The organism is Salinispora sp. CH2A1_6 (genome assembly GCF_056820975.1).
Window position 1 is genome coordinate 16,973 of sequence record NZ_JBXEDG010000017.1, and the last position, 25,288, is coordinate 42,260.

At 66.9% G+C, this 25,288-nt stretch carries 27 protein-coding genes; 5 read left to right on the forward strand and 22 right to left on the reverse strand.

Features of this window, described 5'->3' with window-relative positions:
- Nucleotides 1-429: 429 nt before the first annotated feature.
- From AC1UKG_RS24315 to AC1UKG_RS24330, 4 genes are all read right to left on the reverse strand, one after another.
- Complete coding sequence (locus tag AC1UKG_RS24315; protein ID WP_482642025.1) at nt 430-1,689, reverse strand: hypothetical protein; 1,260 nt, start codon at nt 1,687-1,689, stop codon at nt 430-432.
- Nucleotides 1,690-2,008: 319 nt separating this feature from the next.
- On the reverse strand, nt 2,009-2,362 hold the full coding sequence (locus AC1UKG_RS24320; protein WP_475891162.1) for a hypothetical protein: 354 nt from the start codon (nt 2,360-2,362) through the stop codon (nt 2,009-2,011).
- Nucleotides 2,363-2,408: 46 nt separating this feature from the next.
- Nucleotides 2,409-2,789 (reverse strand): hypothetical protein, encoded by a 381-nt coding sequence (locus AC1UKG_RS24325; RefSeq protein WP_482642024.1) that lies wholly within the window; start codon nt 2,787-2,789, stop codon nt 2,409-2,411.
- Nucleotides 2,790-2,792: 3 nt separating this feature from the next.
- Complete coding sequence (locus AC1UKG_RS24330; protein ID WP_475891166.1) at nt 2,793-3,158, reverse strand: hypothetical protein; 366 nt, start codon at nt 3,156-3,158, stop codon at nt 2,793-2,795.
- Between the two features lie 354 nt (nt 3,159-3,512).
- On the opposite strand from AC1UKG_RS24330, the gene AC1UKG_RS24335 reads away from it, so the two are divergent.
- Nucleotides 3,513-3,761 (forward strand): hypothetical protein, encoded by a 249-nt coding sequence (locus tag AC1UKG_RS24335; RefSeq protein ID WP_482642023.1) that lies wholly within the window; start codon nt 3,513-3,515, stop codon nt 3,759-3,761.
- Between the two features lie 1,056 nt (nt 3,762-4,817).
- Here the strand turns inward: AC1UKG_RS24335 and AC1UKG_RS24340 are convergent.
- The 4 genes from AC1UKG_RS24340 to AC1UKG_RS24355 are packed head-to-tail and all read right to left on the reverse strand — an operon-like array spanning nt 4,818 to nt 6,216.
- Nucleotides 4,818-5,249 (reverse strand): hypothetical protein, encoded by a 432-nt coding sequence (locus AC1UKG_RS24340; protein WP_482642022.1) that lies wholly within the window; start codon nt 5,247-5,249, stop codon nt 4,818-4,820.
- 14 nt (nt 5,250-5,263) lie between these two features.
- Nucleotides 5,264-5,479 carry a hypothetical protein gene (locus AC1UKG_RS24345; protein WP_482642021.1) on the reverse strand — a complete coding sequence of 72 codons (216 nt, stop codon included), beginning with the start codon at nt 5,477-5,479 and terminating at the stop codon, nt 5,264-5,266.
- Nucleotides 5,476-5,805 (reverse strand): hypothetical protein, encoded by a 330-nt coding sequence (locus AC1UKG_RS24350; RefSeq protein WP_482642020.1) that lies wholly within the window; start codon nt 5,803-5,805, stop codon nt 5,476-5,478. Before AC1UKG_RS24350 ends, AC1UKG_RS24345 begins: the two co-directional genes overlap by 4 nt.
- The gene (locus AC1UKG_RS24355) at nt 5,806-6,216 is read right to left on the reverse strand and encodes a tyrosine-type recombinase/integrase (RefSeq protein ID WP_482642019.1); all 411 of its coding nucleotides are present in this window, start codon (nt 6,214-6,216) and stop codon (nt 5,806-5,808) included.
- 1,183 nt (nt 6,217-7,399) lie between these two features.
- Here AC1UKG_RS24355 and AC1UKG_RS24360 point away from each other — a divergent pair.
- Together AC1UKG_RS24360 and AC1UKG_RS24365 are read left to right on the forward strand one after the other, a co-directional pair.
- The gene (locus AC1UKG_RS24360; protein ID WP_482642018.1) at nt 7,400-7,819 is read left to right on the forward strand and encodes an MmpS family transport accessory protein; all 420 of its coding nucleotides are present in this window, start codon (nt 7,400-7,402) and stop codon (nt 7,817-7,819) included.
- A 63-nt stretch (nt 7,820-7,882) separates the two neighbouring features.
- Nucleotides 7,883-8,347 carry a hypothetical protein gene (locus AC1UKG_RS24365; protein WP_482642017.1) on the forward strand — a complete coding sequence of 155 codons (465 nt, stop codon included), beginning with the start codon at nt 7,883-7,885 and terminating at the stop codon, nt 8,345-8,347.
- A gap of 54 nt (nt 8,348-8,401) precedes the next feature.
- Here AC1UKG_RS24365 and AC1UKG_RS24370 read toward each other — a convergent pair whose 3' ends face one another.
- The 6 genes from AC1UKG_RS24370 to AC1UKG_RS24395 all read right to left on the reverse strand — a co-directional run bounded on the left by AC1UKG_RS24370 (nt 8,402) and on the right by AC1UKG_RS24395 (nt 13,883).
- A complete protein-coding gene (locus AC1UKG_RS24370; protein ID WP_482642016.1) occupies nt 8,402-8,923 on the reverse strand; it encodes a bifunctional DNA primase/polymerase in 522 nt (173 codons plus the stop codon).
- Nucleotides 8,913-9,410, reverse strand: a complete 498-nt coding sequence (locus tag AC1UKG_RS24375) for a hypothetical protein (RefSeq protein ID WP_482642015.1) — start codon at nt 9,408-9,410, stop codon at nt 8,913-8,915. The genes AC1UKG_RS24370 and AC1UKG_RS24375 overlap by 11 nt, the downstream gene beginning before the upstream one ends.
- A gap of 358 nt (nt 9,411-9,768) precedes the next feature.
- Nucleotides 9,769-10,248 carry a hypothetical protein gene (locus AC1UKG_RS24380; RefSeq protein WP_482642014.1) on the reverse strand — a complete coding sequence of 160 codons (480 nt, stop codon included), beginning with the start codon at nt 10,246-10,248 and terminating at the stop codon, nt 9,769-9,771.
- Nucleotides 10,249-11,228: 980 nt separating this feature from the next.
- A complete protein-coding gene (locus tag AC1UKG_RS24385; RefSeq protein ID WP_482642013.1) occupies nt 11,229-11,549 on the reverse strand; it encodes a hypothetical protein in 321 nt (106 codons plus the stop codon).
- 550 nt (nt 11,550-12,099) lie between these two features.
- On the reverse strand, nt 12,100-12,930 hold the full coding sequence (locus tag AC1UKG_RS24390; protein WP_482642012.1) for a ParA family protein: 831 nt from the start codon (nt 12,928-12,930) through the stop codon (nt 12,100-12,102).
- Nucleotides 12,931-13,259: 329 nt separating this feature from the next.
- Nucleotides 13,260-13,883 carry a hypothetical protein gene (locus AC1UKG_RS24395; RefSeq protein WP_482642011.1) on the reverse strand — a complete coding sequence of 208 codons (624 nt, stop codon included), beginning with the start codon at nt 13,881-13,883 and terminating at the stop codon, nt 13,260-13,262.
- Nucleotides 13,884-14,276: 393 nt separating this feature from the next.
- Between AC1UKG_RS24395 and AC1UKG_RS24400 the strand changes: the two genes are divergently transcribed.
- Nucleotides 14,277-14,774: a class I SAM-dependent methyltransferase gene (locus tag AC1UKG_RS24400; RefSeq protein ID WP_482642010.1), complete on the forward strand. Its 498-nt coding sequence runs from the start codon at nt 14,277-14,279 to the stop codon at nt 14,772-14,774.
- 327 nt (nt 14,775-15,101) lie between these two features.
- Here the strand turns inward: AC1UKG_RS24400 and AC1UKG_RS24405 are convergent, their stop codons facing one another.
- The 8 genes from AC1UKG_RS24405 to AC1UKG_RS24440 form a co-directional block, all read right to left on the reverse strand.
- On the reverse strand, nt 15,102-16,232 hold the full coding sequence (locus AC1UKG_RS24405) for a hypothetical protein (RefSeq protein ID WP_482642009.1): 1,131 nt from the start codon (nt 16,230-16,232) through the stop codon (nt 15,102-15,104).
- Between the two features lie 452 nt (nt 16,233-16,684).
- Nucleotides 16,685-17,755, reverse strand: a complete 1,071-nt coding sequence (locus tag AC1UKG_RS24410; RefSeq protein ID WP_482642008.1) for a CRISPR-associated protein Cas4 — start codon at nt 17,753-17,755, stop codon at nt 16,685-16,687.
- On the reverse strand, nt 17,752-18,855 hold the full coding sequence (locus AC1UKG_RS24415) for a hypothetical protein (protein ID WP_482642007.1): 1,104 nt from the start codon (nt 18,853-18,855) through the stop codon (nt 17,752-17,754). The genes AC1UKG_RS24410 and AC1UKG_RS24415 overlap by 4 nt, the downstream gene beginning before the upstream one ends.
- A 241-nt stretch (nt 18,856-19,096) precedes the next feature.
- Complete coding sequence (locus AC1UKG_RS24420; RefSeq protein WP_482642006.1) at nt 19,097-19,858, reverse strand: hypothetical protein; 762 nt, start codon at nt 19,856-19,858, stop codon at nt 19,097-19,099.
- 189 nt (nt 19,859-20,047) lie between these two features.
- Nucleotides 20,048-20,344 (reverse strand): hypothetical protein, encoded by a 297-nt coding sequence (locus AC1UKG_RS24425; protein WP_482642005.1) that lies wholly within the window; start codon nt 20,342-20,344, stop codon nt 20,048-20,050.
- Nucleotides 20,345-21,051: 707 nt separating this feature from the next.
- Nucleotides 21,052-21,807, reverse strand: a complete 756-nt coding sequence (locus AC1UKG_RS24430) for a helix-turn-helix domain-containing protein (protein ID WP_475890699.1) — start codon at nt 21,805-21,807, stop codon at nt 21,052-21,054.
- Between the two features lie 645 nt (nt 21,808-22,452).
- A complete protein-coding gene (locus AC1UKG_RS24435; protein ID WP_475890701.1) occupies nt 22,453-23,109 on the reverse strand; it encodes a hypothetical protein in 657 nt (218 codons plus the stop codon).
- A complete protein-coding gene (locus AC1UKG_RS24440; RefSeq protein WP_482642004.1) occupies nt 23,106-23,411 on the reverse strand; it encodes a hypothetical protein in 306 nt (101 codons plus the stop codon). Before AC1UKG_RS24440 ends, AC1UKG_RS24435 begins: the two co-directional genes overlap by 4 nt.
- Nucleotides 23,412-24,122: 711 nt before the next feature.
- Between AC1UKG_RS24440 and AC1UKG_RS24445 the strand changes: the two genes are divergently transcribed.
- Nucleotides 24,123-25,073: a hypothetical protein gene (locus tag AC1UKG_RS24445; RefSeq protein ID WP_482642003.1), complete on the forward strand. Its 951-nt coding sequence runs from the start codon at nt 24,123-24,125 to the stop codon at nt 25,071-25,073.
- Nucleotides 25,074-25,288 lie beyond the last annotated feature (215 nt).

Sequence of the window (25,288 nt, forward strand, 5' to 3'; positions counted from 1 at the left end):
ATAATGTTTGATACTTTTTTTGGGTCGGGTTTACCCAACCCAAACCGCCGAGCCACACGGGCCATGGCCCAGTAGTGCGGCAGATGCCAGTCCGCCCATCGTGTTGATGGGCTAGCCGCGATCGTCTCGGCTCCTCGTCTCAGATGATGGTGGGCGTCCCCGGCGTGGGCGAGTTTTCCACCAGGGATCGAACACCGATGGCAACCACACCTGGTGAGGGCTGTCAGGATTCAGCGATGGCGGTGGAGCGGGCTGGGTCGCATCCCGGGCGTGCGCCTTTTCGGCTGCCCGCAGCGCGCGGGTGATAGCTGAGGCGTGCACCCCATGGCGGCGGGCCAACTCCGCGCGGGTTTCGGGGGCCTCATCCACAAGCGGATTCTCTCTCTGTCCGGCCCCGGCGGGTGTGCGTACACCCGCCGGGGCTCGTGATCACGCGAACGACAGTTCGTAGTCAGCGCTGCGGTCGCAGTTGGCACACACCATGCCGGCGATACGGGAGGAGTCCTGCCGGAGGAAACGGGCCCCGCCTCGGTTGCACTGGGCGCACGTGCCCCCGGTGCGGGTGTCGCGTTCGCGTTCGGGCGGGGAGAACTTCCACTGCCGGTAGGCGAATCGCGCTTCCTGTTTGTTGGTGTGTTCGGTGCTCTGTCCCTCGTCCGGGTCGCCGTCCTCCCCGGTCCACCCCCCGCCTGTGCTGTAGACGCGCACCTCCCAGCGTGTGGTGGTGGTGCCGTCAGACAGCCAGATGGTGATCTCGTCCAGGGCCGCGCGGCGATTCCCGCCGAGGCTCTTGTCGTAGAGGGTCACCGACTTACGGGAGGTCTCGGTCAGGGTGGCCACGCGGGCTATCTCCGCCTTCTCGGCCTTTAGGGCGGCGGCCTCTCGGGCGGCCTTCCGCTTTGCCCGCTGCTGCCGGCGCCGCTCGTCGGCGTCACGCGCGGCGCGCAACTGTTCGGCGGCGGCCCGGCTCTGCGCGTCACAGCGGGCGGTGTAGTCCTCGTGGCTCTCCGGCGGGTTGGTGGTGCAGTCCACGGATGAGGCATGCCGGGTTTCCCACCGGCCGCCGCCGCTCTCGCGGATCATCATCGTGGCGGCTGGCGCGTCGAGCCGGCCGGCGCTGACGGTGACCCCGCACAACGCACACGGGGTGCCGGCGGCGACGATGCGGGTAGGGCACTGCCCGAAGTGCTCGACCTCGATGTTCTCGCCATGGCCGACGAGGTGGCCGGTTTCGGCGTAGACGGTGGTCTGGCACCACCGACACTGCGCCTCGCGGCGGTTGGGGCGCTGCGCCTCGGTGACGACGCTGACCCCTCCGTCTGGTCCGTCTGGCACGGGATACTGTTCGAGTAGGGCCGCGATCTTCTTCTGCGTCGTCGCCCCGAACGCCGACTTGGCCGACTTGAAGTGCCGGCCCCACAGCTTCCGCAGCCCCTCTGCCGCCACGATGAACACCGTCACGGTGGCATCCTGCGCGGCGTAGGGTTCACCGCCGCGATAGGTGCAGGCGTACCCGGTCGTGACCTTGTCGACCGCCACCACGAGCGTGCCGACCGGCACGTCCACCACGTCGCCGGGCTGAAGCCAGGCACCCTCGACGGCACCACCGCCTTTCCCGGCGCCCAGCGCGGTGATGGTTTTCCGCCACGCGGAGGTCTTCGGTTCCGCTGGCGGGACGGTGATCTGCATGGTTCCTGCCCTCCTGGATGGTGACCCGTTTACGGGACTGCCCTCGACCAATCCAGTCTGGACCCCCAAACCATAATTCGCAAGTCAACTTGCGAAATATGGTGTGAAGAGTGGCCGACCCGGAGAGCTTGTCGAGGGCATCCACCAGAGCCGGCCACCATCAGCGTAGGCCACCACCAACACGCGCGATGATGTTGGTTCAGTAGTCTCCCAGGGCATCGAGCCGGGTCCTATCTTGGCTGACTAGGCCACCGCGGCGTGAAAAGGCCGGGGCCCGCTGGAGGTGGGCCCCGGCCTTTTCAGCGCACTTCGGCTCGGGCTAGCGACCCGTGCCGGCTTGCGGCACGTACACCGGCGTACCGGTGTGGATGCCGATCGACAGCACCCACCGGCCCAGCCACCGCGCCGACCGCGCTACCCCACTCGTGCCGGTGCGCTGTTCCAACCATCGGCCGCCGGCGTAGATAGCCGCACCCGCAGCAAGCGCCATGACCTCGATAAGCCAGGTCTCGTCGATCCGGATTCCCGAGCGGGCCGCCAGGTAGGCGGCGACCAGCGCGGCGACGTGTCCGAGCGCCATCGGCCACACCGTACGGATGTAGGCTGCGGCGCGGTCCGATACCCGCTTAAGCGCGTCGGACGGCGACGATGGGTTAGCCGTCTGCTCGTTCATCGCTGTTCCCCCGTTTCTCGTGGTTGTCAGTTCATGCGACCAACAGTCAGGACCGAGGTCCGTGCTTGTCGGTCGCGCCGATCACCGCGTCTGGGTCGTGTCCGAGGCGCATCACCGCCAGCCGTAGCCGCTGGTGCTGCTCCCACAGGGCCCAAAACTGTGCCGTGCGCTGGTCCAGTTCCGCGGTGACCTCCGTCAGCCGAGCCCACGTCTGCTCGAGCTGCCTGTCTGTGCGGGCGTCCACGTGGGCGTCCCGGTCGTGGTCCAGGCGTGCCCGTGCCGTGTCGTTGGACGCCTCGGCGGCCCGCCAACTGCTGCGGGTGCCGTAGATCCCCGTGGCCACCCCGATAAGGGCGGCGATGATCGGTCCGACAATCTGCCACCATGCCGGCCACCCGGCCGCCTCCTGTACCTCGACGGCCCCCACCGGCTACCTCCGGTCCGGTGGCGTGGCGCGGGCAACCAGCAGCGCCACCGCCGTGACGAACGCGCCGACTCCTACCGCCCGCCAGGACGGCACTTGCCAGGTCAGGACGTAGGTGGCGGTCAGGACGGCGAACCATCCGAGGTGCCAGCCGGCCAGCAGCGCCAGGCCGAGTCGTAGCCGCCGGCCCCGGCCAGCGCGGTACTGCCCGTAGCCGTAGACGATGTAGAGCAGCAACGCGGCCAGGGCTACGCCGTAGGTTCGCATCCCGCCCGGGATCTGCCGGGCCAGATCGTAGGCCGGTGAGGAGTACACACGGTCACCGATCAGGGCCAGGCCGATCACGTCCCAACCTGTCGCGGTGATCAACATCAGCCCGATAGCACGCCAGGACAGCACGGCCACCCGCGCCCGGGCGGGGGACAGTCGCTGCCAGGCACCCGCCGGTGCCGTGGATGGTGCGTGTAGTCCGGTGCCGACGCGCGTGGACGTGGACGTGGAAAGAGTGCCTATCACCTAAACCCCCGTGCAGGTGACAAAACCGATCATATGAACATGCGCCGATGTGTTGCTGTGGTCCATAGTGTCAGCTCCATCGGGGGAACCGGGGACCGACCCGCCGTACACATGTACGACAGATGCGTGGCGGGGCCTGAGGGAGCGCCCCGATATCGGCAGTGACACTGGACAGGTTCGCCTACCAGTTCCCATGATCCGGAGAGGCCCATGATCGAAACCCTGACAGCTGACACCGTCTGGCAACTGATGGACCTGGACATCGCTCGTGATCCGGTGATCGCCGTGTCGGGCTTCGCTGGCGCGTGCGCGGTCACGGCCGAGTTCGCCACCGAGGCCGGCATGGCTGTCATCGCGTCCCGGGTCGACATCGTGGCCCGGTGGGGTGACGGGCCGATCACCGAGTGGTGGTGTCAGACCGTGGCGGACGAACTGGCTGCGCGGATCACCGGCGTATGAGCCTCACCCTCACCCCTGACTGCATGGAACACCATTGAGCGGTCACATAAAAACCTTCCAATGATGTTTGACGGATTCTATGCGACCGCTTAGTGTGGGTGTTGGCAGGCAGCGAGCTTCCGAAGCAGCGCCCGCCACCGAGAGGACATTCACCCCCGACGAACGGAGAAGCTGTGCACGTGACCCTCCTGGACACCCTTGCCGACCTGGCTTCCACGCCCACCCTCGGGGTTGCCCGGTGAGCGCCCCGGAGTGCGACGCCTGTCTAGGCAACGCCCTGTGGCGAATCAGTCCCGCCTGCTCATGTGTCCTGCGCCCGCTCGGCGGGGAGGAAAGGCAGTGGTACTTCGCCTGCACAAAGCACGTCGGGGCGGTGGCCCGGATGTTCACCGAAAATCACGAGCGACACGTGGGCCAGCGGGCCTCCGAGGTGAGGATGTCGGAGATACCCAAATGAGCGGAAGCCCCCAGGATGTGAACTGCACGTGACGTAGCCGTCGCCGTTGCTGACCACCTCACCTGATAACGGGAACCGCCTGAAAGCCTGCGCTCAAGGAGAAGTCCAGTCGGCATATGTCGCTCCCTCCCATCGGGTTAGGCGACTGCTAGCGTGACTGAAGTCCCCGCCAACGCGGGGGTCCCCACACCTGTGGGGGTATATCGGTCGTTGGCCGTACCAGCCTCTTGGTGAGGGGCACTTCCCCACGCATGTGGGGGTGGAATCACAGCAGTCAGGACCCCCGGATACCGGGGGTCCTAGCTTCTGTTGTGGTCAGTCGTCCGCGCGCACGCTCTAGGGCCCGGTCACTGCCCGGTATCAGCGATGTCCGTCCTCACTGTTCGCTCGCCTTCCGGGCCACCCACTCAGCCTTCAGCTACCACCGCACGCACGGCGGTAGCGACCCCACGGGGGATCGGATTCGCGCGGAACGGCGGGAAGCCGCCACCGTCGAGGCGGAGGTGACCACTACCGCCGACGGAAGAATCGCGGTAGTGGAGTCCACCTCTCGACTCGCACTCGCGGTCGCCTACAAGGCAGCGCGACGACCTCGGCGGTCACGCCGGTCGTTCCGGAGAGCCGGGCGGACGCCGGTAGGTGTCGGTGACCGCGGCTTGGGCCGCCCAGGAGGCGTCGATCTGGTCGCTCATGGCGCGCAGGGTGCCGAGCCTCGCGCGGATCAGGTGGTGCATCTCGTCCAGTGCCGCCTCGGACACACGTCCCGCGTCGGCGTCGGCAGCCCGTACGGCCGCGTGCGCTGCGGCGATCTTCTGCGCGCTGCCGTCCCGGCGCGCTCGAGTCAGCCGGCCCCGCGCGGCGCTCAACCGGCGCCGGGCCGCTTTGCGCTTCGCGTCGAGCTCGGCGATCCGGGCTCCGCCGACGACGCCCTCGGCCTCGGCCACCACGATCAAGTCGTTGAGCTTGGTCTGCTCGGCCGCCTCGATCGCGCGGAGCTGCTCGCGTTGACGAGACAGCGGGTTCCGCGGCATCGGCAGATCGCCGCTCACTCGTCGCCGTCCGGGGTGGTCTTCCACTGCTCCGGATCGACGGGGACCGCCGAAGGTGGCGTGTCGATCAGGATGAAGTCGTAGCCGGTGGTCGCCCGGTCAACAGCGCAACGCATCGCGTCGGAGTCGAGCTGTCCGAGGTCGAGCTTTCCCAAGCCGTCGAGGGTGGCAGCCGAGTCGAGGTCAATTACCAAAGGGATGTCCGTCTTCACTGTTCGGCTGCTTTCCGGGCCACCTGCTCGGCCTCAGCTACCACCGCATGCGTGGCGGTAGCGACCCCACGGCACGAATCGCACTCGCCGCACCGATCAGCCAATCCCGCCAACACCTCGAACCGTTGCTGCAACTCCGCCTCGGATGAGGCGGACACCAACACGACCTTGAGGCCGGCGAACGACGTGGGATGGTCACCCACATTGACCATCTCAGACACCGAAAACGCCGCCTCGTCGGCCAACTCCCGCATCTCTCCCACGGTGACGCCGAGCATCACGACCACCTGACCCGTCAGCGGGTCCGAACCCAATCTCCTGAACATCTATCGTCCAGCTCCTTCCCTGTCAAGCACAGCCGCCAAATACTCGGTCACCGCGTACGCGCCGACCTTCTGCATCGGATGATCAATCCACCGCTCCGCCGCCCTCAGATAGTCCATGACGACCGTCGAGTGCCGCGACCACCGTCCGGCATCCGTGATGCTCTCGATCGTCGCCCCTCGACGTCGCAGCTCGGAGGCTCCACCGACACGCAGCGAGTGAAACGTGTAGGTGCTGGCGTGGGGGATACCAGCGGCCAGCACCACCGACTGGAACGCCATGTTAAGGCCCCGTGTCGACATCCGGCCGCTACTGTGCACCCGACCCCGCCCGCGTAGATGCCCCACGTCCACCCCGGACACCCGGTTGTGCTGGTCGACAGCCCGCAGCAGGGGAGAGGTCCGGGGGGGCACCGCGCCCGATCAGATACGCCGCCCACGCCAACGTCGCCTCCACCGGGGCACAGCGCCGGGTGGTGGTCACCCGACTCGGACTGCCAGTGCGGGATCAACGGATGCTCCGCGCTCCGAGCGTGGCGGCCACCCGGGGCAGCGGTACCGCCTGCCACTCCCAGGCACGCGCTGAGCGTCCCGGGCGAGCCCATACGCCCAGTCCCGACGTGGCCGTCGTGGGTTGGCACACTCGCTCTAAGGTGTCCTAGGACGCGCTACCCGATGTGCCCCACGACTTCCAACGCGTGCAGCGGCACGCGTACCGCTGGCCCGGCGCGCCATGCTGAAGCGTCGATGGACGAGGTGATCGCGGTTGCCGAGTCCGATTTGCCGGACCTGCTCTCGAAGGGCCTGGGTCGTACCTGACGCGGCCGGCGCTGGCCCGGTCAACGGCGGCGGGTTGGTCTCCTCGTACACGAGATGAGTACGTTCGGGCGTGGAAGGCGTTTCGGCAATGGTGCCGGCCGGCGACGGGGGGGTGCTCCCCGGTTCGCTGGTTCCAGCCCATTCCGTGCGCTCCTGACGTCCTCGCCCAGTGCCTGCAACACCTGGCGGAACGCAGACGGGCACCGTCCACGATCAACAAGCACAAAGCCACGATCACGGCGTGGCATCGTTGCACGGACAACCGGTTCCCGACGGCGTGCCCGCGCTAGGTGTGCAGCGCAAGCATGATCATACCTTGGCGCGGCAGGGTTGGGTCAAGAAGCGTTCTCGCGCGTTACGGATCGAAGACGCGGTGCGGTGTCTCAGTGTGTGACCGTGCTATGCCTCGGGGAATGCGTGACGTCGCGATGCTTTTGTTGGGTTTCGCTGGTTTGCTACGGGTGTCTGAGGCGCGGTCAATTGATGTCGGGTGGGCCGGCGAGGAGGCCGAAGGGCTGGCGTTGCTGCTACCGGGCACGAAGACCAGTCGATCCCCGGCCGGAGTGTCGCATCTGTCGCGATCAATCAGGACGGCGGCTTTCCCGGCGTTCCCTCGCCGAATGAGGGGGTCTGTGCGTCGCCTAGCTGACAGCCCATCGCGGAGGATTGCCTACGCACCGCGTGTGCCGGCAAGATAGCCCGCTGCGGCCGGGGCGAAACCGGGGGCCAGGACCGGCCGCCCACAGTGGTCTGACGATCTGGCCCCTCGTGGAGAGTCATGCGCACGAAACTGTTCGCGGCCAGCCTCGCCGGCCTGGCCGCGCTTGCCCTTGCGTGCTCCAGCGGCGGCACCGACGACACCGACAGTCAGGGGTCGCCGGAGCAGACCGAAGCTCCCGCCACGGCGGAGACTACCGACAGCACGGCGGAGAAGACGATCGTGTTGGAGGTCACCGGCCCTGAAAACGCGCGCGTGAGCTGGGCCATCGGGGGCGACCAGTCGCAGGAGAAGAACGCGCCCCTGCCGTGGAAGCAAGAACTCACGCAGGAGGAACCCATCTCGGCCTCGGTCATGGCGCAGATCAAGAGTGGTTCCGGTGAGATCACCTGCAAGATAACCATCGATGATGAGGTGGTGGAGGAGAGGACGTCTCAGGGCGAATACGCGGTGGTGGTCTGTACCGGCAACAGCTTCTGACCTGTCACACAGGCAGCACCGGGGCGTAGATCGGTAGCTGCCGTGTGACGTACGGTGCCGCTCATGGCTCACGACGATAACGACGCACCACGAAATCCGTCGGGATACAGCCCGGATGAGCTGATCGACCTGCTCACCGTCGGTGCGAAATTCGGTGACCGCCCGACGATGCAGGCCGCGGTACACCTCCTGACGTTCACCGCGTTCCCACACCAGCATGACGCGGTGAGCATGCTGGTGTTCGACAACGAGGCGGAACCGGATGCGCCGGTCACGGCCGCGTTCGTCCGCGACTGGCCCACGGTGGAGTCGATCGCGGTCGCGCGGCGGTGGGGCACCGGCGCGCAACAGCTGGTCGCCCTGGCCGTGAGCCTGGCCAGCGGTAAGCCCGTCGACCTACGCGAAGCCGTCGTGGCCGGCGGCCACGCCCACGCCCGCCGCGTCATCGAGGCAATGGCGATCGCCACCGGCCACGACGAGATGTACGCGATCACGCCGACAGCGACGCTCGACCAGCTCATCGGGTGACGGTGAGCACCTAGCGTACGGCTCGTTGACGTTGCCGTGACTAGGCGCACCTGGTCACGGCGTCACCACCACGCGGGAGTCGGTCAGCTTCGCGGCCAGCCAGGGCGGTAGCGCCGCGATGGGCCGGTTCCGGCTGATCGTGTACGGGCGGCCGTCGACAACGGAGCCGGGGCCCACGAGGTAGCCGCCGAGACGGCGGCCGGGAGCGCGGACATCGATGCCGGGCCACCGGCCGATCGAGCTGGGTACCACGCCGGTTGGGGCGCGGAAGTAGAGGTGCAGCCCGTCGTGTGCGGTGGCCACGGTGAGGGTGTCCGGCCACGGCCAGCGTGCCGCGGCGCACAGCGCCCGTAGGGTGTCGACGCCCTCGACGCCGTGCTTGCGGTCCAGGTCCAGGCCGACCACGTTCGAGGCGCGGCAGGCAACACCGATGTTGACGCCATCGGGCCAGCCGGCGACTGTCGCGGGGTCGGTCGTGATCTGGCGTGACCAGCCCGGGGCGGCGCGCTTGGCGCCGGCCGGCAGCGGAAACACTGCCAGGCCGGCAGCCAGCGTGGGTCTGGGGTCAGTCCTCATCGTCAACGTCGTCGTGGCAGGTGCAGTCGTAGTGGTTGCGCATGTCGCCGCCGCACTCCGGGCACTCGTGGAGTTCGCGGCGTTCGTCGTCGCTCATGAACTCCTCGTGCCGCCAGCCGGTGCATCGGCTGTTGTAGCAGCCGCAGCCGGGGCACTCGGGGCACACCATGCCGTTGGTCCACCCACACGTCTGGCACATGACCTGGTTAGCGGGGTCGTCGTAGGCGGCCTGGGCGACGGGGAAGGTCCAGTCGTTGCGTTGCGCGATGTCCTGTATGGCCTCCACCGCGGTGGAGGCCGTGGTCTTGTCCTCGCCGGCGTGGGCCATGCGCAGTGCGACGGCCGCGCGGAAGGCGTGGGCCTGACGCTCGGGCTCTGGCAGGTTCAGGGTGGCGATCACGCCCTGCCGGGCCTGGGTGTAGGTTTCGCCGGTGCTGTTACGGCGCTGAATCGCGGCGCGGGTGAGCTTACGGCTACTTTTCGGCATCATCGCTCGTTTCGCGGCCGGGGTACGCCCACGCCCGACCCCAACCGACGCGAGGTCATGCCCGAAAGCAGTGCGAGTGGGTGGGCGCTGAGTCTGCGACGTCTTCTCCGTTCGCGGCCCGCCCCCGGCGTGGCAGGGATGGGCTCCCGGATCGGCTGGCGCGGCAGCCGTGCGGGCAGTTTAGCGCAGCCGAGTCGATCAGGGCTCGGTCCGTTGCGGGCGGCGCGGGTTGAGGCGGACCGGTGGGCGTGCCGCTGAAGGCCCTTGCCGGACGGTGTGGGAGGGGAGGACCCCGCCCCTGCGTGGGCACGTCACACTACGTCGGGCCGCCCGTAGTGTGACGTGCCGGGGTCGCGTGCTACTTCCACCACGCGCCGCTCAGATGCGGTGGCATCGGCTCGTCGGGGTGCTTGCGCACCCACTCCATGCACGCGTCGATCCACCCCTTGAGCAGGGACTCGGCCCAGTCTCGGGCGTCGCGCGGATCGAGGGCTTCTTCCTTCATAGCCGGTTTCGGGTAGGCCCTCCACCCGGTGATATCACCGCAGTGGAATGCAGCGTATGTGACCCACCGGTCGCAGCCGTCCTCATCCTCTTCGAGGCATTGCGCGTGGATAAGGTCGCCGCCGCTCATGTCCCGGTATCGCAGGAAGGAGGGCAGCCGGCGGGACATCCTCAACCACTTCTCAACATCCTCCCACTCCCAGCACCGCCCCCCATTGCGAGCGACCAGCGGGCGCGGAAACGTCGCCTGCTTAGCCCACTGCTCAACCAGGTCTGCACTCGCGTGGGATCGCTCGGCGATGTCGGAAACCCCGACCGAATCGAACATCATCATTTGTTCCCTCCACTGCTGTAGCACGGTAACGACCCCCGGACCGGAACGGTCCGGGGGTTCAGTGAAGGGCGGGTAACACCCGCTACAGATAATCGACCGGCGACAGCCTCAATGAGATGCCTGGCAACTTGCCTCAATGAAGGGCGGGATCGAGTCCCGCAACAGCCAGAAGAGTACCACGTTGGGCCCTGGTGTGTGCTCTGTCTACCTGAACGCGTCAGGTCCGACCCGGCGCGCGCCAGCAGAAACGGGGCAGACCAGAAAGGCTGCGGTGGCGGCGTGGGAGGACCCCACCCCTGTGCGGGCACGTCACGGACGTCTGCCGGGTGCGCCGGTGGTCGGGCCCGACGGGAGGTGCGCAACTATGGGGCGTCCGGGCAAGAACCAGATGCCCAGTAGCCGCGGAAGGGATACGTAATGGTCGATCCGATTGAGGGAGTTCTGGGCACGCTCATGCTTTCCGGGTGGGTAGCGCCGGCTCCCACGGGCCACGATGAGGCGTTTTTCCTGCTCACCACGCCCGACGAGCGTGCCCCCGTGACGATGCCTCTTGTGTCCAAGACCCTCGGTCTGGGTGCGCCGGGGACCATCACGACCGAGCCCGCCGCCGCTGACACGTGGGTGGAATTGGGTGCTGATGGGCGGGCGACCCTGCACACCCCCGGGGAGCAGTTCGCGCGGCCTGTCGGCGACGAGTGGGGGCCGGTCGCCCGCGCTCGTGGTCGGGTGGGTGCTCTGTGTTGGTGCGGCGCCGATGCCGCCGCATGTGAGCCCTGACCAGTACGTAGAGCAGCACAGTGAACAGATCGCGATCGGCCTGGTCCCCGTGCGGGCAGCATGACTGCCCGTGGGGGGAGAACGGGGTGACGTACCCGCACAGGGGTGGGGTGGGTCGAGCGGTGTTGAGGCCGTCCCCACGCGCGTCGGTGTCGAGTCGCCCTCGGGCAAGGGGGCGACTCGAGCGACCCGACACCGGGGGGCTACTCGCCGTGGCGCGCTAGGAGTTGTTGCGCGGCTAGAAGGTCCGGGGTCCATCCGGTGTGTGTGCAGGTCAGGACGAAGCGGTCGCCCTCACGGCGTAGGGCGGGCTGGTAGTGCCAGCCCGCCGCGATGATGAGCATCGTCGGGTCGGGCGCGAACTCTGCGGGCAGGGGCATGGTCTCGCCCGTGCGGGCGAGCAGGTCGAGTACCGCGCGCCATGCCCGGTACTCGCCTCCTAGCTCGTTGAGGTCCACGGGGTCGGTGCCGTCGAAGGCAGTCGGTGGGTGTGTGCCGGGCGAGGAGGGCACTGCGCTACTCACTGGGTCCCTCCTCCTGGTCGTGGCCGGTTGTATCGGTTCACGTATGCCTGGTCCAGAACGGCTGACGGTAGTAGCCATTTCAACGCGAGGTCTACGATCTCCTGCTTGTTGAGTGGCTTGCCCGTGTCCGGGTCTTTCACCAGGCGTAGTCGGAAAGCGGCATCGAGTGCATCGGTTACGTAGAGAGGCAAGTGGAAGCCGGCGAGCTTGCGGTCAGTTTCTGGGTCCACCATGTGGGGGCCCACCATCGCGGCGAGCGACAGGGCCTGCGTCACATCCCCCGTTTGGGGGAGGTTAGTTAACTGGTTAACTACGCCGCCGGATTGTGCGGTGGTGGCTGGGGTCTGTGCCGGGGGTACTTCCTGAGGCTGCGTGTACACGGGTTCCTGAGGGGCCGGCGGAGGCGAGGGTTGGGGTGGGGCTTGCCGCTGTACCGGCGAGGGCGGCGGGAGCGGCGGCGGCGGGGGCGGGACCATAGGTGAGGTTGCACCGGGAACCGGCTTCTTTGTGGTCGCCATGGGGATCTCCTCTCGTGGCTAGACAGTAACTTTCAGTAGCCGATGGCCTTGACGAGTTGTGCCGCGTGCGCGGCGAACACCTCCTCAAGCCGACGTGCGGACGGGTGGTTGTACGCCTCCAACGGCCGGGCGTCGGACAGTGCGGCGTGCAGGGTGTCGTACAGCGGCACGGACGGCGTCCAGATGAGTTCTGGGCCCCCGGCGGCGGCGAAAGCCTGCGGAAGGTTTTCCTCCTGCACCTTGGCCGTGGCGGACAGCTCCCGGCGGGCTCTGGTCACGACGACCCCGACGACTCTCACGTCTTCCAGGCCCATAAGCACCTTGTTCGCGTTGAGGTAGGACACCACGTTTACCCCACCTTCGACCGCGTCGTAGTCCAGCTCGACGGTGATCAAAAGTCCGTCTGCCGCAGCGAGAGCGACGGCCATGAGGTGGTCCATGCCGGGGTCGGTGTCGATGAGGACCACGTGCCGGTCCTCGGTCTGGCCGTTCAGAGCAGCGAACAGACGCCGCTCCGCGCCGGGCCTGCCCGCTTCCAGGTTGCGGTTTTGCATGTTGATGGCGTTCAGGGAGGGCGCTACACGGATGTTGCCTGCCCAGGGGACATCCCACCCCGCTGGAACCAGCGTCTGGTGGTAGGTGATGTTCTTGGTGGGGTCGATCAGGTCGGCGGTGCCCGGGTGACCGGCAGCCGCCAGCGCAGCACGGTCGATGCCGAACCGTCTCGTGGTGTTGCCCTGGGGGGCCATATCGACCACGTCGACCTGCCAGCTGGCACGCGCCAGCGCGCACGCCAGCTCCCGGCATTGCGCGCTTTTACCCACGCCGCCCTTGTTGGAGTTGATCAGGATGGTTGTTGCCATGGGGGGTCCTAACTACGGGGTTGGTTCGGATGTATGCGGCGGCGCGTCAGCGCCGCCAAGGTGAAGGGCACCCCTTCGTGGCTGGCTGCGTCCCGTCGCAGCCTGCCCGAGGCTCCCCACCGTAGAGGCGTTGTCGATGGGGAGCGGAAGCACCCCATCATGCGCTCTGAGCAGGTGGTGAGGGCCGGAGGACACGCGGCCAGCGGTGACGTACCCGCACAGGGGTGGGGTGATGTCCCCGCACAGGGGTGGGGTGATGTCACTACCGGCCACGTGTCCTCCTTTCCTGGTCAACAGGGTTACGCCCTCAGTTCAGTTGGTAGAGGCGCCTAGCTGTTGCTGCGGGTGATGTCGTGAAAGAGCACGTCAACGTGTCCCAGGTACTCCACTGGGCTGCCGGTGTGGCCGCGACGGGTTGCGGCTATCCCCGCAGCGTGTACCAGCTCAGCCAGTTTGGCGGCTACACCTCCATAGTCTTCGCGGGAGGGCCCGTCAACCTCTCCGCTGGCCATCGCATAGACCCCGGTTGCTAGCTGCTGAGCTAGCGCCAGCAGCTTCTTCAGGTCCGTACGCTCGAGGGATCCAAGGTTGGCCCTTTCGCAGCCGAACTCGGTCAGCAGAAACGTGTAGTTGTGCCCGTTGGGCTCCACCACGAACCAGTTTCCCCACACGCCACGACGCAGAGCCAATTGCAGACGGGTGGGGTTGCCCTCCACCTCGTCATCCGGGCGCAGCAGTGCCGGAGGGACTTCCTTGGCGATGGTGTGGTAGTCGGCTTGCCCACCGAGCCGCCATATCAGGCGAGCGATGAAGTTAAGTTCCCGGTCATCTACCGTTCCCTCGTCTTGGGGGGAAGGTTGCGGGACTTCTTTCTGCGAAGGAAGACATTGCCTGGGGACACGATCGGATCTGAGCCTGAGAACTGACGCTAGGCGGTCATCAGTGCGAACCATGGGTCGCCCTCTCGGATTGAGGAAGGTGGTGGAGTTCCAGCACCCCACGCGACACCCACATTAGCGGCCGAGTAAAAGTTATGCAAGTAGCCTTGTTGGCTTTTCGGTGATAGTGGTGCTGACCTCGGTTGCATCCTCCATTCAGAGGAGGTTAGTTAACTGATTAACTAACCTCCTCTGCCCTGCGTGGGCCTTCACCCCCGTCGAGTGCCCTACCAGTCACCCTCAGTAGAGGGTCTGGTAGCGGAGCAAGCGCCATGACAACCTGAATGCGAGGGCCACAACGCCCCTTCCTCTGACGTCAAGGGGAAGGGCGTTAGCTCTGACCCTTACAGCCCCAGAGTGAGGAGCCAGCAATGGGGGACGACATCATCAATCCCCTACTGGGATGCGGTGAGTGGCTACGTGGACCCAACCGGATCGATCCCTGGGGGCACACCGACTGTCGGCGGATTCGGGCTGACCCAGCACGGAGGGCAGAGCACCGTCACCGACTGGCTGTCTGTGCGTCAGACCTATGTCGCACGCTACTCCTGGACGATCACCGCCCCGGACACGCTCCGCTTCGTCGCCGCGCACTCCCAAGGTCACCTTTTGGACCCAATGGCAGGAACCGGCTACTGGGCGTGGCTGCTGGCGCAGGCCGGGGTCAACGTCGTCGCGTACGACCGATACCCGCCCACGCTGGGCTCTGACAGCAACCGGTGGCACCGAAACGTCGCCGCGCACTTCCCGGTCACGGAGGCAGACGCCGAGGACGCCGTTTCCTGGCACCCTAGCCACACGCTGCTGGTGTCGTGGCCGCCACTTGGCTACAACGCGAACGCGATCCTGGACGCCTACCAAGGCAACCGAATCATCTATCGGCGAGATATGTGGTTCATGCGGTGATGATGACCTCTTCACCACGCTGGAGCAGGGATGGAAGCTCGTGGCTAGCTGTGTACCGGTGCGGTGGTACGGCCTTCGAGACGTCGTGCAGATCTACGACCGGAGCAAGCTCTAGCCGCAGTGAGGTCGTCAGCGACATTGCAAGGTACAGATACGCAAGGTCTTCGTAACGTTCAGCTAGTACTTACGGATGAGACTAGTTAACTGATTAACTAGTCTCATCCGTAAGTACTAGGCCCTTAACTTGGTGCGCCAGCTCTGAACGCACGCTCATACCTGTGGTGTAAGCGTGCGTTCAGAGCTGGCGCGTACTTCCTCGACTTGGGGCTACCCTACGTCCGCTAGCGCGGATTCTCGTTGCTGGGGGTCGTCCCACCACACCCCGGACTTGCCGATAGCGCGAGACGGCTTCTGGTTGGCGCGTTCGCGTTGCCGGCGAGCGGTGATGTCGGACAGGACCGCTCGTGCAAGCGTCACCCCTGTTGCCTCTGGCCAGACCTCGGCGTAGTCGGCGGACACGGGATCGCCCGGCGTCGCCGCCCCGGAGGGGCCGGCGGCGCGCACGCGGGCGGGGTCTTCATAGTGCGGGCCCCCATAGTGCGGGTCTCTTGTGGATGTACCCGTATCGGGGCGGGGTGTTGTGCCTTGGGGGGGCTGGGGTGATGTGCACGTAGGGGGGGCGGGTCCGGCGGGTTGTCCACAGGTCGGCGGTTCGTCTGACCGTGCCGAGGTGAGATCCTCGACCGGAGGCGTCGTGCCCGCGGCCTCGGCCGCTTCGGTGGCCTCGGCGCAGCGTTGTGCGTCGCTGACCGGCGTGTCCTGCTCTGCGGGGGTCAGGACGGCCTCCCACAGTCGAGCGGCCTGGGCCGGCGTGACCCGGCGGGCGAGTGGCAGGATCAGTGTTTCCTTGCCGGGGCGGGCGTGGGTGAGGACAAGGCCGGCGTCGGTGAGTTCGCGAACGAGTCGTGGCACGCTGTCGGGCCGGACTCGGATCAACTGGGCCAGTTCGCGGCGGGCTAGGGCGAGGGTGCCGCGTTGGGGGCACCGCTTCCACATGCACAGGGCGTAGAGACGCCAGGCCAGGGCAGAGACTAGCGGGCCGGTGCTATCGTCGCCGATGCTCCATTCGGGTACCTCGACGTAGGGCACGCCCGGGATTACCTGCCGCTCGGCGGTGAGCTTGCAGCCCCGCCGGCGGGAGATCATGAAGACGGGGGTGTCGGGTACCAGGGCGTTGGTGGAGGTGTGTGGGCGGGCGAGTCGTCCCAGGCACTTGGCGACGCCGGATTCGGAGAGGCCTAGCCGTCCCGCGTACCAGCCGCGGGAGGCCACGGCGGGGCCCCGGCGCCGGCCGGTCATCACGTCGACCAGGCCGAACAGGTACAGATCGCTCGGGGAGTGGTGGGCAGACAGCACGAGCAGGACAGGTAGGCGGACTCGCCGCCCCCTAACGGTCATTTCGGGGAGCATCGGGGGGGTTCCTTCCGGCCCCCTGTGCGGTAGCACGTGGCGCATGGCGCTACCGGGTGCACTTTCCCGTGTGCATCCGCTATGCTCGTCCATGCCCCGCGCAGGAGGCTATCGGCTGAAAATCGGTGTTGAGTGTGCGATTGGAGAGGGAAGCTCGATAGAGGTGTCGAACACGAGGTGTGTCAAGCGCGACCAATCCTCGGGGTCCGGTTGAGTTCCCGCTTAGTCCTGGACCTTATCCCTCCTCCACAGTCCGAACATCCTGTGCGTTCTCCGGCCCCCTACACCCCCGGGTGAGGGGGCCGGAATACTTCTGAGCATCGACACACGCTGTTCACGTTGCGACGTGTCGCCGATGATCCTAGACCTATTGACCACGCTATGGGGAACACCTTTGTACGCCGTCGGCGTGCGCGGTTCCTCGATGGTCACGACGGTGTTCATGGCCCTACCTCCCTCGTGGTCTTCGCGCCGTTAGCCTCGATCAGTGTGACCCGCAGCGCGCCCCGTTTGCGGCGTGTCGGGGGCTCGCAGCTGTGTCGGCCAGCATCGTACTCTCGCCGAACCTGCTCCTGATCCATCGTGTATGCATCGCGGTCGCGGGTCAGGTTCCACGCGCCGTACACGCCGTAATCAAGGCCCGCGATGACCGAGCCCCAGAACCTTTGGTCACGTTCGGCCTCCCCCTTGCGGACCGAGGCGTCCTTGTAGGAGGACAGTGCCTGCACCGCACGGGGGTCCGGCAGATGTACCTGTGGGATCGCGCCGGCTACGAGCGACGTCTGGGCGCCGACCTGGCCGGGTACCGCGTCGGGGCCCCAGCAACGGCGAAGCCACGGACAGGCGTCGCAGGTGAATGACAGGCCCGGCCCGCGATCCTCAGCCGGGGCCAGGTCAGGATCATGCTCGGCGTATCGGCGGATCTCGTCGATACGGTTGATGACCTCGAGCGCGGCGCGGGCGGTGAACTCCTCCACGATGACCTCTACCTCGCCGGTGGATCGGTCCATGTAGATCCAGATTGCCCATCGGGTCGGCCGCCCGCCCTGCTGGACGGCGAGGACGTAGCCGAGTACCTGCAACCGGTGCCGACGGTACGGCGACACGTGGTAGCGGATGGTTTGCAACTTGTGCGCGCCGACCGTCTTGAGGTCGACTACCGCGCCGGGCGGCACCAGGTCAGCGGTGCCCGTGATCGCGACCCCGGCCGCGTGCAGGACCACGGGTAGCTCGACCTCGCCGCCCATCTGCTCCGACAGGCGGGGCAGCAGACCCTCGTGGTTCCAGACACCAAGGTTGGCTTGCCGGCCCTCCTCCACGGGCGGGGTGTCCGACGGGTCGACGCGGGCCAGCGCGTACGCGGCGGCGCGGGTGCACCCGCCGATCGAGGACAGGCCCAGGTGGTGGGGGTCCCGGGCGCGTTGCGTGGTCTCGGCGATGAACGCCTGGGACACCCCTGTGGCGACGAGGGCGCGTACCTGGTCGGCGTCGGCGGTCAGGAGGTCGATCACCGCTGCTCGCCGCCCTTGGGAGCGAACGGGGGCCGGTACTGGCCGCACTCGGGCAGATGGTTACCGGTGCTCACGACGTGTTCGAGCGGGCACGGGCAGGCCATACCCGTGATCGTGCGTCCAAGGTCGACTACGGGTGTGTTGGGTACCCCGACGGTGGGTGGTAGCCCGTCACCGGGTGGGGTGTCGGCCTCCCGCTGGGCTTCCTCGGCCGCGACCGCGCGGTTGCCGGCGTTGATGAGCGTGTCCTGCACGGTGAGCGGTACCGAGTCGACGGTCCCGGCGTACAGGCCGTGAAGACCCAGATCCACCGCCTTCTTCATCTTCCGGCGGATGTCGGCCCAGGACAGGGTGTCGACATCGGCGAGGAATGCCATCACGTCCGCGCGGGGTACGGGGTTCCCGTCGGCGTCAACGGCGTCGGTGGGCTCAGCGGGTTCGGTGGGATCTTCTTCGCCGACGGCTCCGGTTTCCAGCTCTTCGGGGAGGTAGCCGAGGCCCAGCACCACGTCTGGGGCGAATCGGCGGGCGAGTCGTGCCAGGCACCGCCACCACAGCATGTCGCCGGGGTAGCGTCGCCACCTGGTGGTTAGCAGCAGGTCGGCGCGCATCGCCTCCCGGATGCTCCAGCGTGCCTGCCCGCCGGGAAGGCCGTCACCGCGGACGAGCTGGGCGCACACCTCGTGGTCATCGGCGCGCAGAATGTTCACGCGGTGGCCCGCGATGATTAGCAGCCCATACATCAGGATGCCGCTCATGCCGCCCTTGCCGTCGGCGTTGAAGTGTAGGTGTGTCCACGCCACCGGTAAGGGGATGTCCAGCGCGATGGCGTGGGCCATCAACGCGACGAGATCACCGGGGTTGGCCCGGTAGTCGGTGGGCATGACGGTGCGTCCCCCCGCCAGATCCTTCGCGTACTGCCACTGCTCGGCGGGCTCGAGTGGGCCCGCGTACCGGCCACGTAGTTGCGCCATAAGGGCCGGGTTCGGGGTGGTGGCCGGCAGATGGAGCCGACGGCCGGCGGGTTTGCGGGCGCGTAGCTTCCCGGGGGTGGGTAGTAGGGCCCGTTTGGGGTATCGGGCCCGAGGGGTTTGCGTCACAAAATCCCTTTCGGTTTGGGTCTTGTGGGACGCGCAGCACACGGGGCGCGTTAGACAGTTCGCTCGCAGCGTTGCTACCGTGGGCGTGTGACATCCCGTGAGGGGTGTTGCGAGGCGAGGCAGTTACCGACCTCCACCTCCGTGGCAGTTGGGGCGTGCTCGTCCTCTCGGAAGATCCGCCCTCCGCGCACCGTTCTCGGTTTCCAGCCTTTGTCCGGGTGCATCGGGGGGCGGGTTTCGTTTACTCGATGACATTCCCCCTTAGCGACGTGCGGGGCGTGACCGCTGTCGGCACGTTGTCCTTAGCGCGGTGTGGGCCACGCTTGGAGGAGCCCTGCGGGATGTCGCCGTACTCCTCGGGAAGCTGCCGGGCGGCGGTGAGGTGCCGCGATACCTGTTTGCGGCTGAGGCCGAGTTGTTCGGCGACGGCACCGCGCGCCGCCGTGTCGGTGAACTCCTGGGACACCAACGCCCGGTAGATGGTGACTACCGCTTGCCGGACCTTGTCCCGGTCGTAACGGACCCCCCTCGGTTTAATGTCGGCGCTTCCCCGCGGCCGTCCCGTTGGGCTTAGCTGGTGTGTCTGCCCGGTGGCATCCAGACGGGTCCGACCGGTGTCATCCCACTCGGTCAGGCCCCACTTGAGGATCGTGTCGGGTTCCCATCCATCGCTGCCGCCCAGTTTCGCGGTGGCCTCGGGCAGCATGTGATGGCCAACGCCTACACCGTTGAGATCGACTTGGGCGGCCATGTCGCGCCAGGTTTGCCCGTTGTTTTCCTTGCGCCAGTGCCGCACGGTGTCGAGCGTGACGTCGTAGTGGTGGGCGATCTTCTCGTCGCGGGCCTTGCGGCCCCCGTGCACCCACACCCACACGGTCTGCATGGCCACGCCGAAAACCGTGGAGATCGTGCGGCAGCTCCACGGGCCGGGGATAGCCCGTAGCTCGTCCATCCGGGTTTTGCCCTTGCCGGCGGCCCTGGCCGCTGCGGGTTCGCTGGCCATGCGGTCACCTCCTCGGTCTGCGGTACGCGGGTGTTCACCCGCGTCCACCTGGTCAAAGTACATCTTGACCTTGACGATACGCGGTCGCGTAGAAAGCATCAATGTGAGTTACCCACTTTCTGCCGGCCGTGTCGGGTGGTGCAGGTGCGGGGCGTCCCCGGCCTCGTACCGGGGGTGCCCCGCACCGCGTCAGCCGGCGGCGGTGAAGGCCATCTGCAACAGCGCCCGCACGGGTGCCTGCGGGGTGAACAATGACGCCCACTCGGTCTCACCGCTGGGGGTGAGACGCTGGACCACGGGGGCGTACCTGCCCCCCTCGCCGCGTGGAATCTCTACCCGCGCCAGCCCTTTGCGGGCCTCGAAATTCCAGCGGCCCGTGCAGTCGGCGCGGGCCGGAATGAACCGTGTCGTCCAGCCCGCCAACCTCAGGGCCTGCTCTACGTGGGCAAGGTTCGGTCCTCTGGACTCCTTCTGCTCGGTGGCCACGAAAAGTCCTCGCTCGCTCTCTCGGGTAGTGAGAGGGGCGCAGCAGCCCGCCTACGTTGCGGGGTGGGCTGGCAGTCCCCGGCTTCACGTGCCGGGTGCGTCCTCTCGGGGCATCTCGAGCCGGCTGACCCTCCGGACTTCCAGCTCCCCGGGGCCCTGCCCGACTCAAGTCCCTCAAGGATAACGCGGACCCTAAAAATAGTCAAACTATGCTTGATAAGTTCTAGCGGGTTTCGGATGGAGGGGGGTGCCGCCGGCGGCGCGTGCCTTCAACACGAAACAGCGCCCCCGGTGACCCGGGGGCGCTGTTTCGTGCGTGCTGTCTTCAGGGTGAGGCGCATTCCGATGCAGAGGCGGGATAGACCCCCCTTCGCCTCCGCGTGGCCCTGGTCCTCAAGGTCCGCGAAGGCGGCCGTGTCGCCAACGTGCACGCCCTCGTGGCACTCCCAGAGAGTTGACCTCGTCAAGTAACCCTTGTGATGCCTTCTCAGTTGAGGTTACTGCCGTTGTGAGTTCCAGCTCACAACAGGCAACAAGGTGAGCGTGAGGATCCCAGCCGTAAGGGTGGGATCCTCACGGTTGATCAGTGCTTCCAGGGCAGAGACCTGCCAGCTCGCCTTGTGTGTGGGAGTTCGGGACGCCTGGGCCGCAGTAACTAGCCCCAAAGAAAGCGACAAAGGTTACTTCATGATTTTTGTATGGCCTAGTTAAGCGTCGGTCTCCGGTTCCGCAGGACGGGCGTCGTCCCATAGCGACTCGAAATGCTCCAGGAGTCGATCAAACGGCCCGCCCTCCTCACGTCGCCTGAAGTGCTGGGTCAGCGAGTCGTGGCCCAACCCCGCACCGATATGCGTGGCCAGCACCGCCTCATCATCGAAGACCCACACCGACGTGGCGATGTGCCGATCGGACAACCGCACGGGCATCAGATCAGCGGCCCCCGACTTGGCGATCTCCATCCGCGTCATCTGGATACGGGTCGCCAACTTGAGCGGGTGGGCCTCGACGTCATCACGCGCCCGGGTGACCGCCGAGTCGGGGTCGCCCAACAGCCACCGGACGTCTATCCCCGCACCAGCCTTAGCCGCTAGCTGCGCGCGGGCCTGAGGCGCGTCAACAAAGATGAAGTACGACGTGTACCCGCCGAACAAGATCCGCCGACGCGCAGAGGTGATCATGTCCCGCCAGAAGTGGCGGGGCAGGTCGGCCCGCCGTACGTACATCTCGACCAACTCGCGGTCGGTGCCGGTTTTGAACCGGCGACGTACCGCCTCGGACCAGAGCATTTCCGGGTCCTCTCCGAGCAGCTTCGCGACGGCCAGACGCGTGGGCTGATGAGGTACCCGACCCTCGGTCACCCACCGGCCCACGGTTTTCTCGTCCACTCCCGTCCGATCAGCGACCTGCGTGTAGGTCAACTGTGCCGCAATCAGAGCATCCCTGAGCACGTCATTACCAGGCATCGTCGGTGACCTTTCCGAGGTGTCCACACAGTGTCGCCCAAAGTGCGGTTCGCGTGCCGGCCAGCCCCCTGGCAGGGTCGAAGGTGCCCATCCGAGAGGGCGAGTCAGCAGTTGATCCATCCGGAGAGGACGAGCACGCCATGCATCACAGTGGAAATGTCGAACTGCCCCCATGGGGGCCCCGCCTGAAGCCCGCCGACGACAAGCCGGGTAAGTAGTGAGCGGGGAGCCCTCATGGCATCGGCCGAGGACACGCCCGTGGGTGTGGTCGTGGCTCCCCAAGCGGTGCGTGTGTGGTGTGCCGTGGCCCTGCCCGGAGCGTAACCGGACACCCAACACGCCCTTGTGACCCGGGCACGTGGACTCCCTAGGAGGGATGACGCCCGAGCCTCAACAGAAGGCAACCAGGTATAATCGGTTTTGGATGGGAACGCCGCTGCCAACTAGCAACGACGCCCCCACACTGTTACTGCTTACGTGAGTGACCGCTCACGTTGAGCAACAGGATCAGCACGAGGAGCCCAACGCCCCAGTTGGGCTCCTCGCGGCTGGTCAGTGTCTCAAAGGCACTGACCAGGTCACAGGCCACGCTCTACAGCTAAGGCGATCGTGCGCTCTTCCTGGGCCCATCACGGCATAGCGCGATCATGGCCGTCCCGCCTCGTCCCGGCGGCAGCAGCCACAGCAGAACCCTTCCTCGGCGTGGTCGCATTGCCCGCCCGGGTCGGCGGGTTCGGCGCATCGGCCGTGGGCGCAGGGCTGCACCCACAGATCAGCGCAGTAGGTGTGCCGTTCGGGTGTGAGGCACGGCTGCACTGGCAGCCCGTCGGCGGGAGCCCAGCACCCGGGGCGGCAGACCGCAGCGTGCCGCCACCCGTCGGGCGTCTCGGTGAGCAGCCCGCGACACTGCCCGCAGCGCCGTAGGGGCTCGGCCATCACGAGGTGGCCGGACAGCAGCCCGTCGAGGACCCCCATCAGCGCCCGTGCCTCAGTGCGGTGTTCGGATGCGCCGTCGGCGGCCACGGCCGCGGTCCCGTCGCGAACCTTGGCGAGCGCGTCACCGCTGCCGGTCCAGGTGCGTGCGTCTCGCAGTGTGCTCCACATCAGCGGGACCGGTTGGCCGGTGGGGATAACCATCACCTCCCACAGCGTGTTCACATCATCGACGCGGTGATAAGCCCACACCCCGTCAGTGGAGACTGCGCCGATACGGACGCGTCGGCCGCGCATGTCCCGCGCGTAGACGACATCCCGTAGCGGGGTGAGGCGCGGCGGAGCCGGCCGGACGACGGTGGGCCTCATGCGGCCCACCGCGTGGACTCGACAGTGGTGGTCCGCCGGATGGCGTCAGCGATGACACCGCCGAGCCGCAGCCCCAGATCGGTGCAACCAAACCCGGCGAACCGCTGCGACTGCCCCGACGTGCAGACCGCGATGACCACGACATCACCGCAGGGCGGTACCTCGACCAGCCACCTACGCCGGAGCGCGTAGACCGCGCTCGTAGCGGTGACATGGATAAGGGCGGATCGGGAACCGGGCAGATCCTCGGCGAACGCCACGCGCCATGCGGCGGCGTCTTCATGGCAGGCGAGAAAGATCATGGTTGTGCTGTCCTCTCGGTTTGCCCGGGTGAGGGGTTCCAGCTCCCCGCCCCGGGAGGGCATGTGCGGGAGGTCGCCGGGGGCGCGGGGGATTGCCCCTCTACCGCGCCCCCGGCCTCTCCCCTCGGGTTTGGCGGGCGGATCGACAGCCCGCGCTGTATCCACACGGGTTGTCGATCCCCCGGCAGCAGTCCTGCTGGGCCGCTACCGGGGGCCCTCGACCCGCCACCACCACACTAAGCGGCCATCTAGAAGGTGTCAAGGGACCCTTCTGAGTTTTTACGTGGCTTGCTAGTGTGGGATTTCCGTCGCGCGTGGAGTCTCACGCGTCGCCTTCGAGGGATGGGCGCTAAGAGGTTGGAGCACTTCGGGGAGCGCGCGTGAGGCTTTCCGTTTAAGGTTTGGCGTCAGTGCGAGGCGGCTCCCGTAAAGGCGGCTTAGAGCCCACCAAAAATTGTCAAATAGTGCTAGACAACTTCTACATGGTCTAGATAACCTCGGAGGGCGGAGAGGAGCTGGAACCTCGCCGCAAACCACCGCGTTGAGTCCGCGCGGTTTCGTCGTACGTCCGTGGAGGAATGGAGCGATGCTCGCCCCTAGTGCGCCCCCTGTCCATTCATCGCTCACGCGCACCAAACCGCGCGGGTGCACCCGTCGTCCGGGCGTGAGCCAAGGGAGGCCGCGTCAGCGGCTGTCCACGAAAGGACGATCGTGACACTGACAACCATCTCGAAGTCGAAGAAGCTCGAACTGTTGGGGCTGCAATTCGACAAGGACAAGCTTCGGATCGGCCCATACGCGGTGCGTGACCTTCAGGACGCGCACACGAGCCGCCCCGGCGACAAGCGCATCGTCGCCGCCAACTTCATCGCAGTGACTATCGACGTATCGGCTGGCCAAGACGGGTCACGAACCGTGACCTGGCTGTCCTGCAACCGATGCAACAGGGTGTTTCCGTCAACCAGTGCGGTCGAGGAACACCTGTCCCGGGAGCACGCCAACGGCGAGCGAATCGCCAGCGCCGGGGATATCGTGGCGTCCACCCCCCACCCCCCAGAGGAGCCACCCGTGGGCGACAAACAGACCTCGTTTGAGGCACGAGCGGTAGAAACCCGAGCGCAGTTTGACGCGCTGGTCGAAGCCGAATGGAAGCAGGGGCGGCAGCTCGGCATCGTTGAGGCCGCGAACCGGTTGAAGATTCAGCCGACCACACTGTCCCGCCGGCTCGAAGCAACCGGCCGGACACGGCAGTCCCGCAACCGCGACAGTCCGCAGAAGACCCGCGCGGCATACCTCAAACTGCGTGACCAGGAGCCGGGTATCAGCCGGGCCGCGGCGGCTAAGCGTCTGGGCCTGAACCCGGCGACGCTGCGACGGCGGCTACAGGAAACCGGCGTGGAGCCGCAGCCTCCTGCACAGGGGTCGGTGGCAAGTGCCGTTGATCCGCAGCCTCCCGCACAGTCGGTAGCGGGCGCCGTGGACCCGGAGCAGGAACGGAGGATCGACACCTATTTGGAGTTGGTGGAGGAGTTGTCTTTGTCCCGTGACCGGTGGAAGGCGCGTGCCGAAAGCGCCGAGCGTGAGCGCGATGAGGCTAGGAAAAAGCTGGACGCCGTGCGCGTGGCCGTTCAGGCAACGCTGCCGGTCATTGAGCAGGACTGAGCTGCCAACGCCACAACTCGACGGAACGTAGAAGGGGTGACGGGACCTGATCCGTTGGGCTGGTTCGCGCCCCCCAGGGGCCCCGTCACCCCCGGCCATGCTCCGGCTGGACCGCGCCGCACGACCAACTTGCAGGCCATAAAAAACCCGAGAAACAACCCTTGTATGATTCTAGCTGTCCCGGTAGTGTTTGGGTTGTGGTTGGGGAGCTGGAC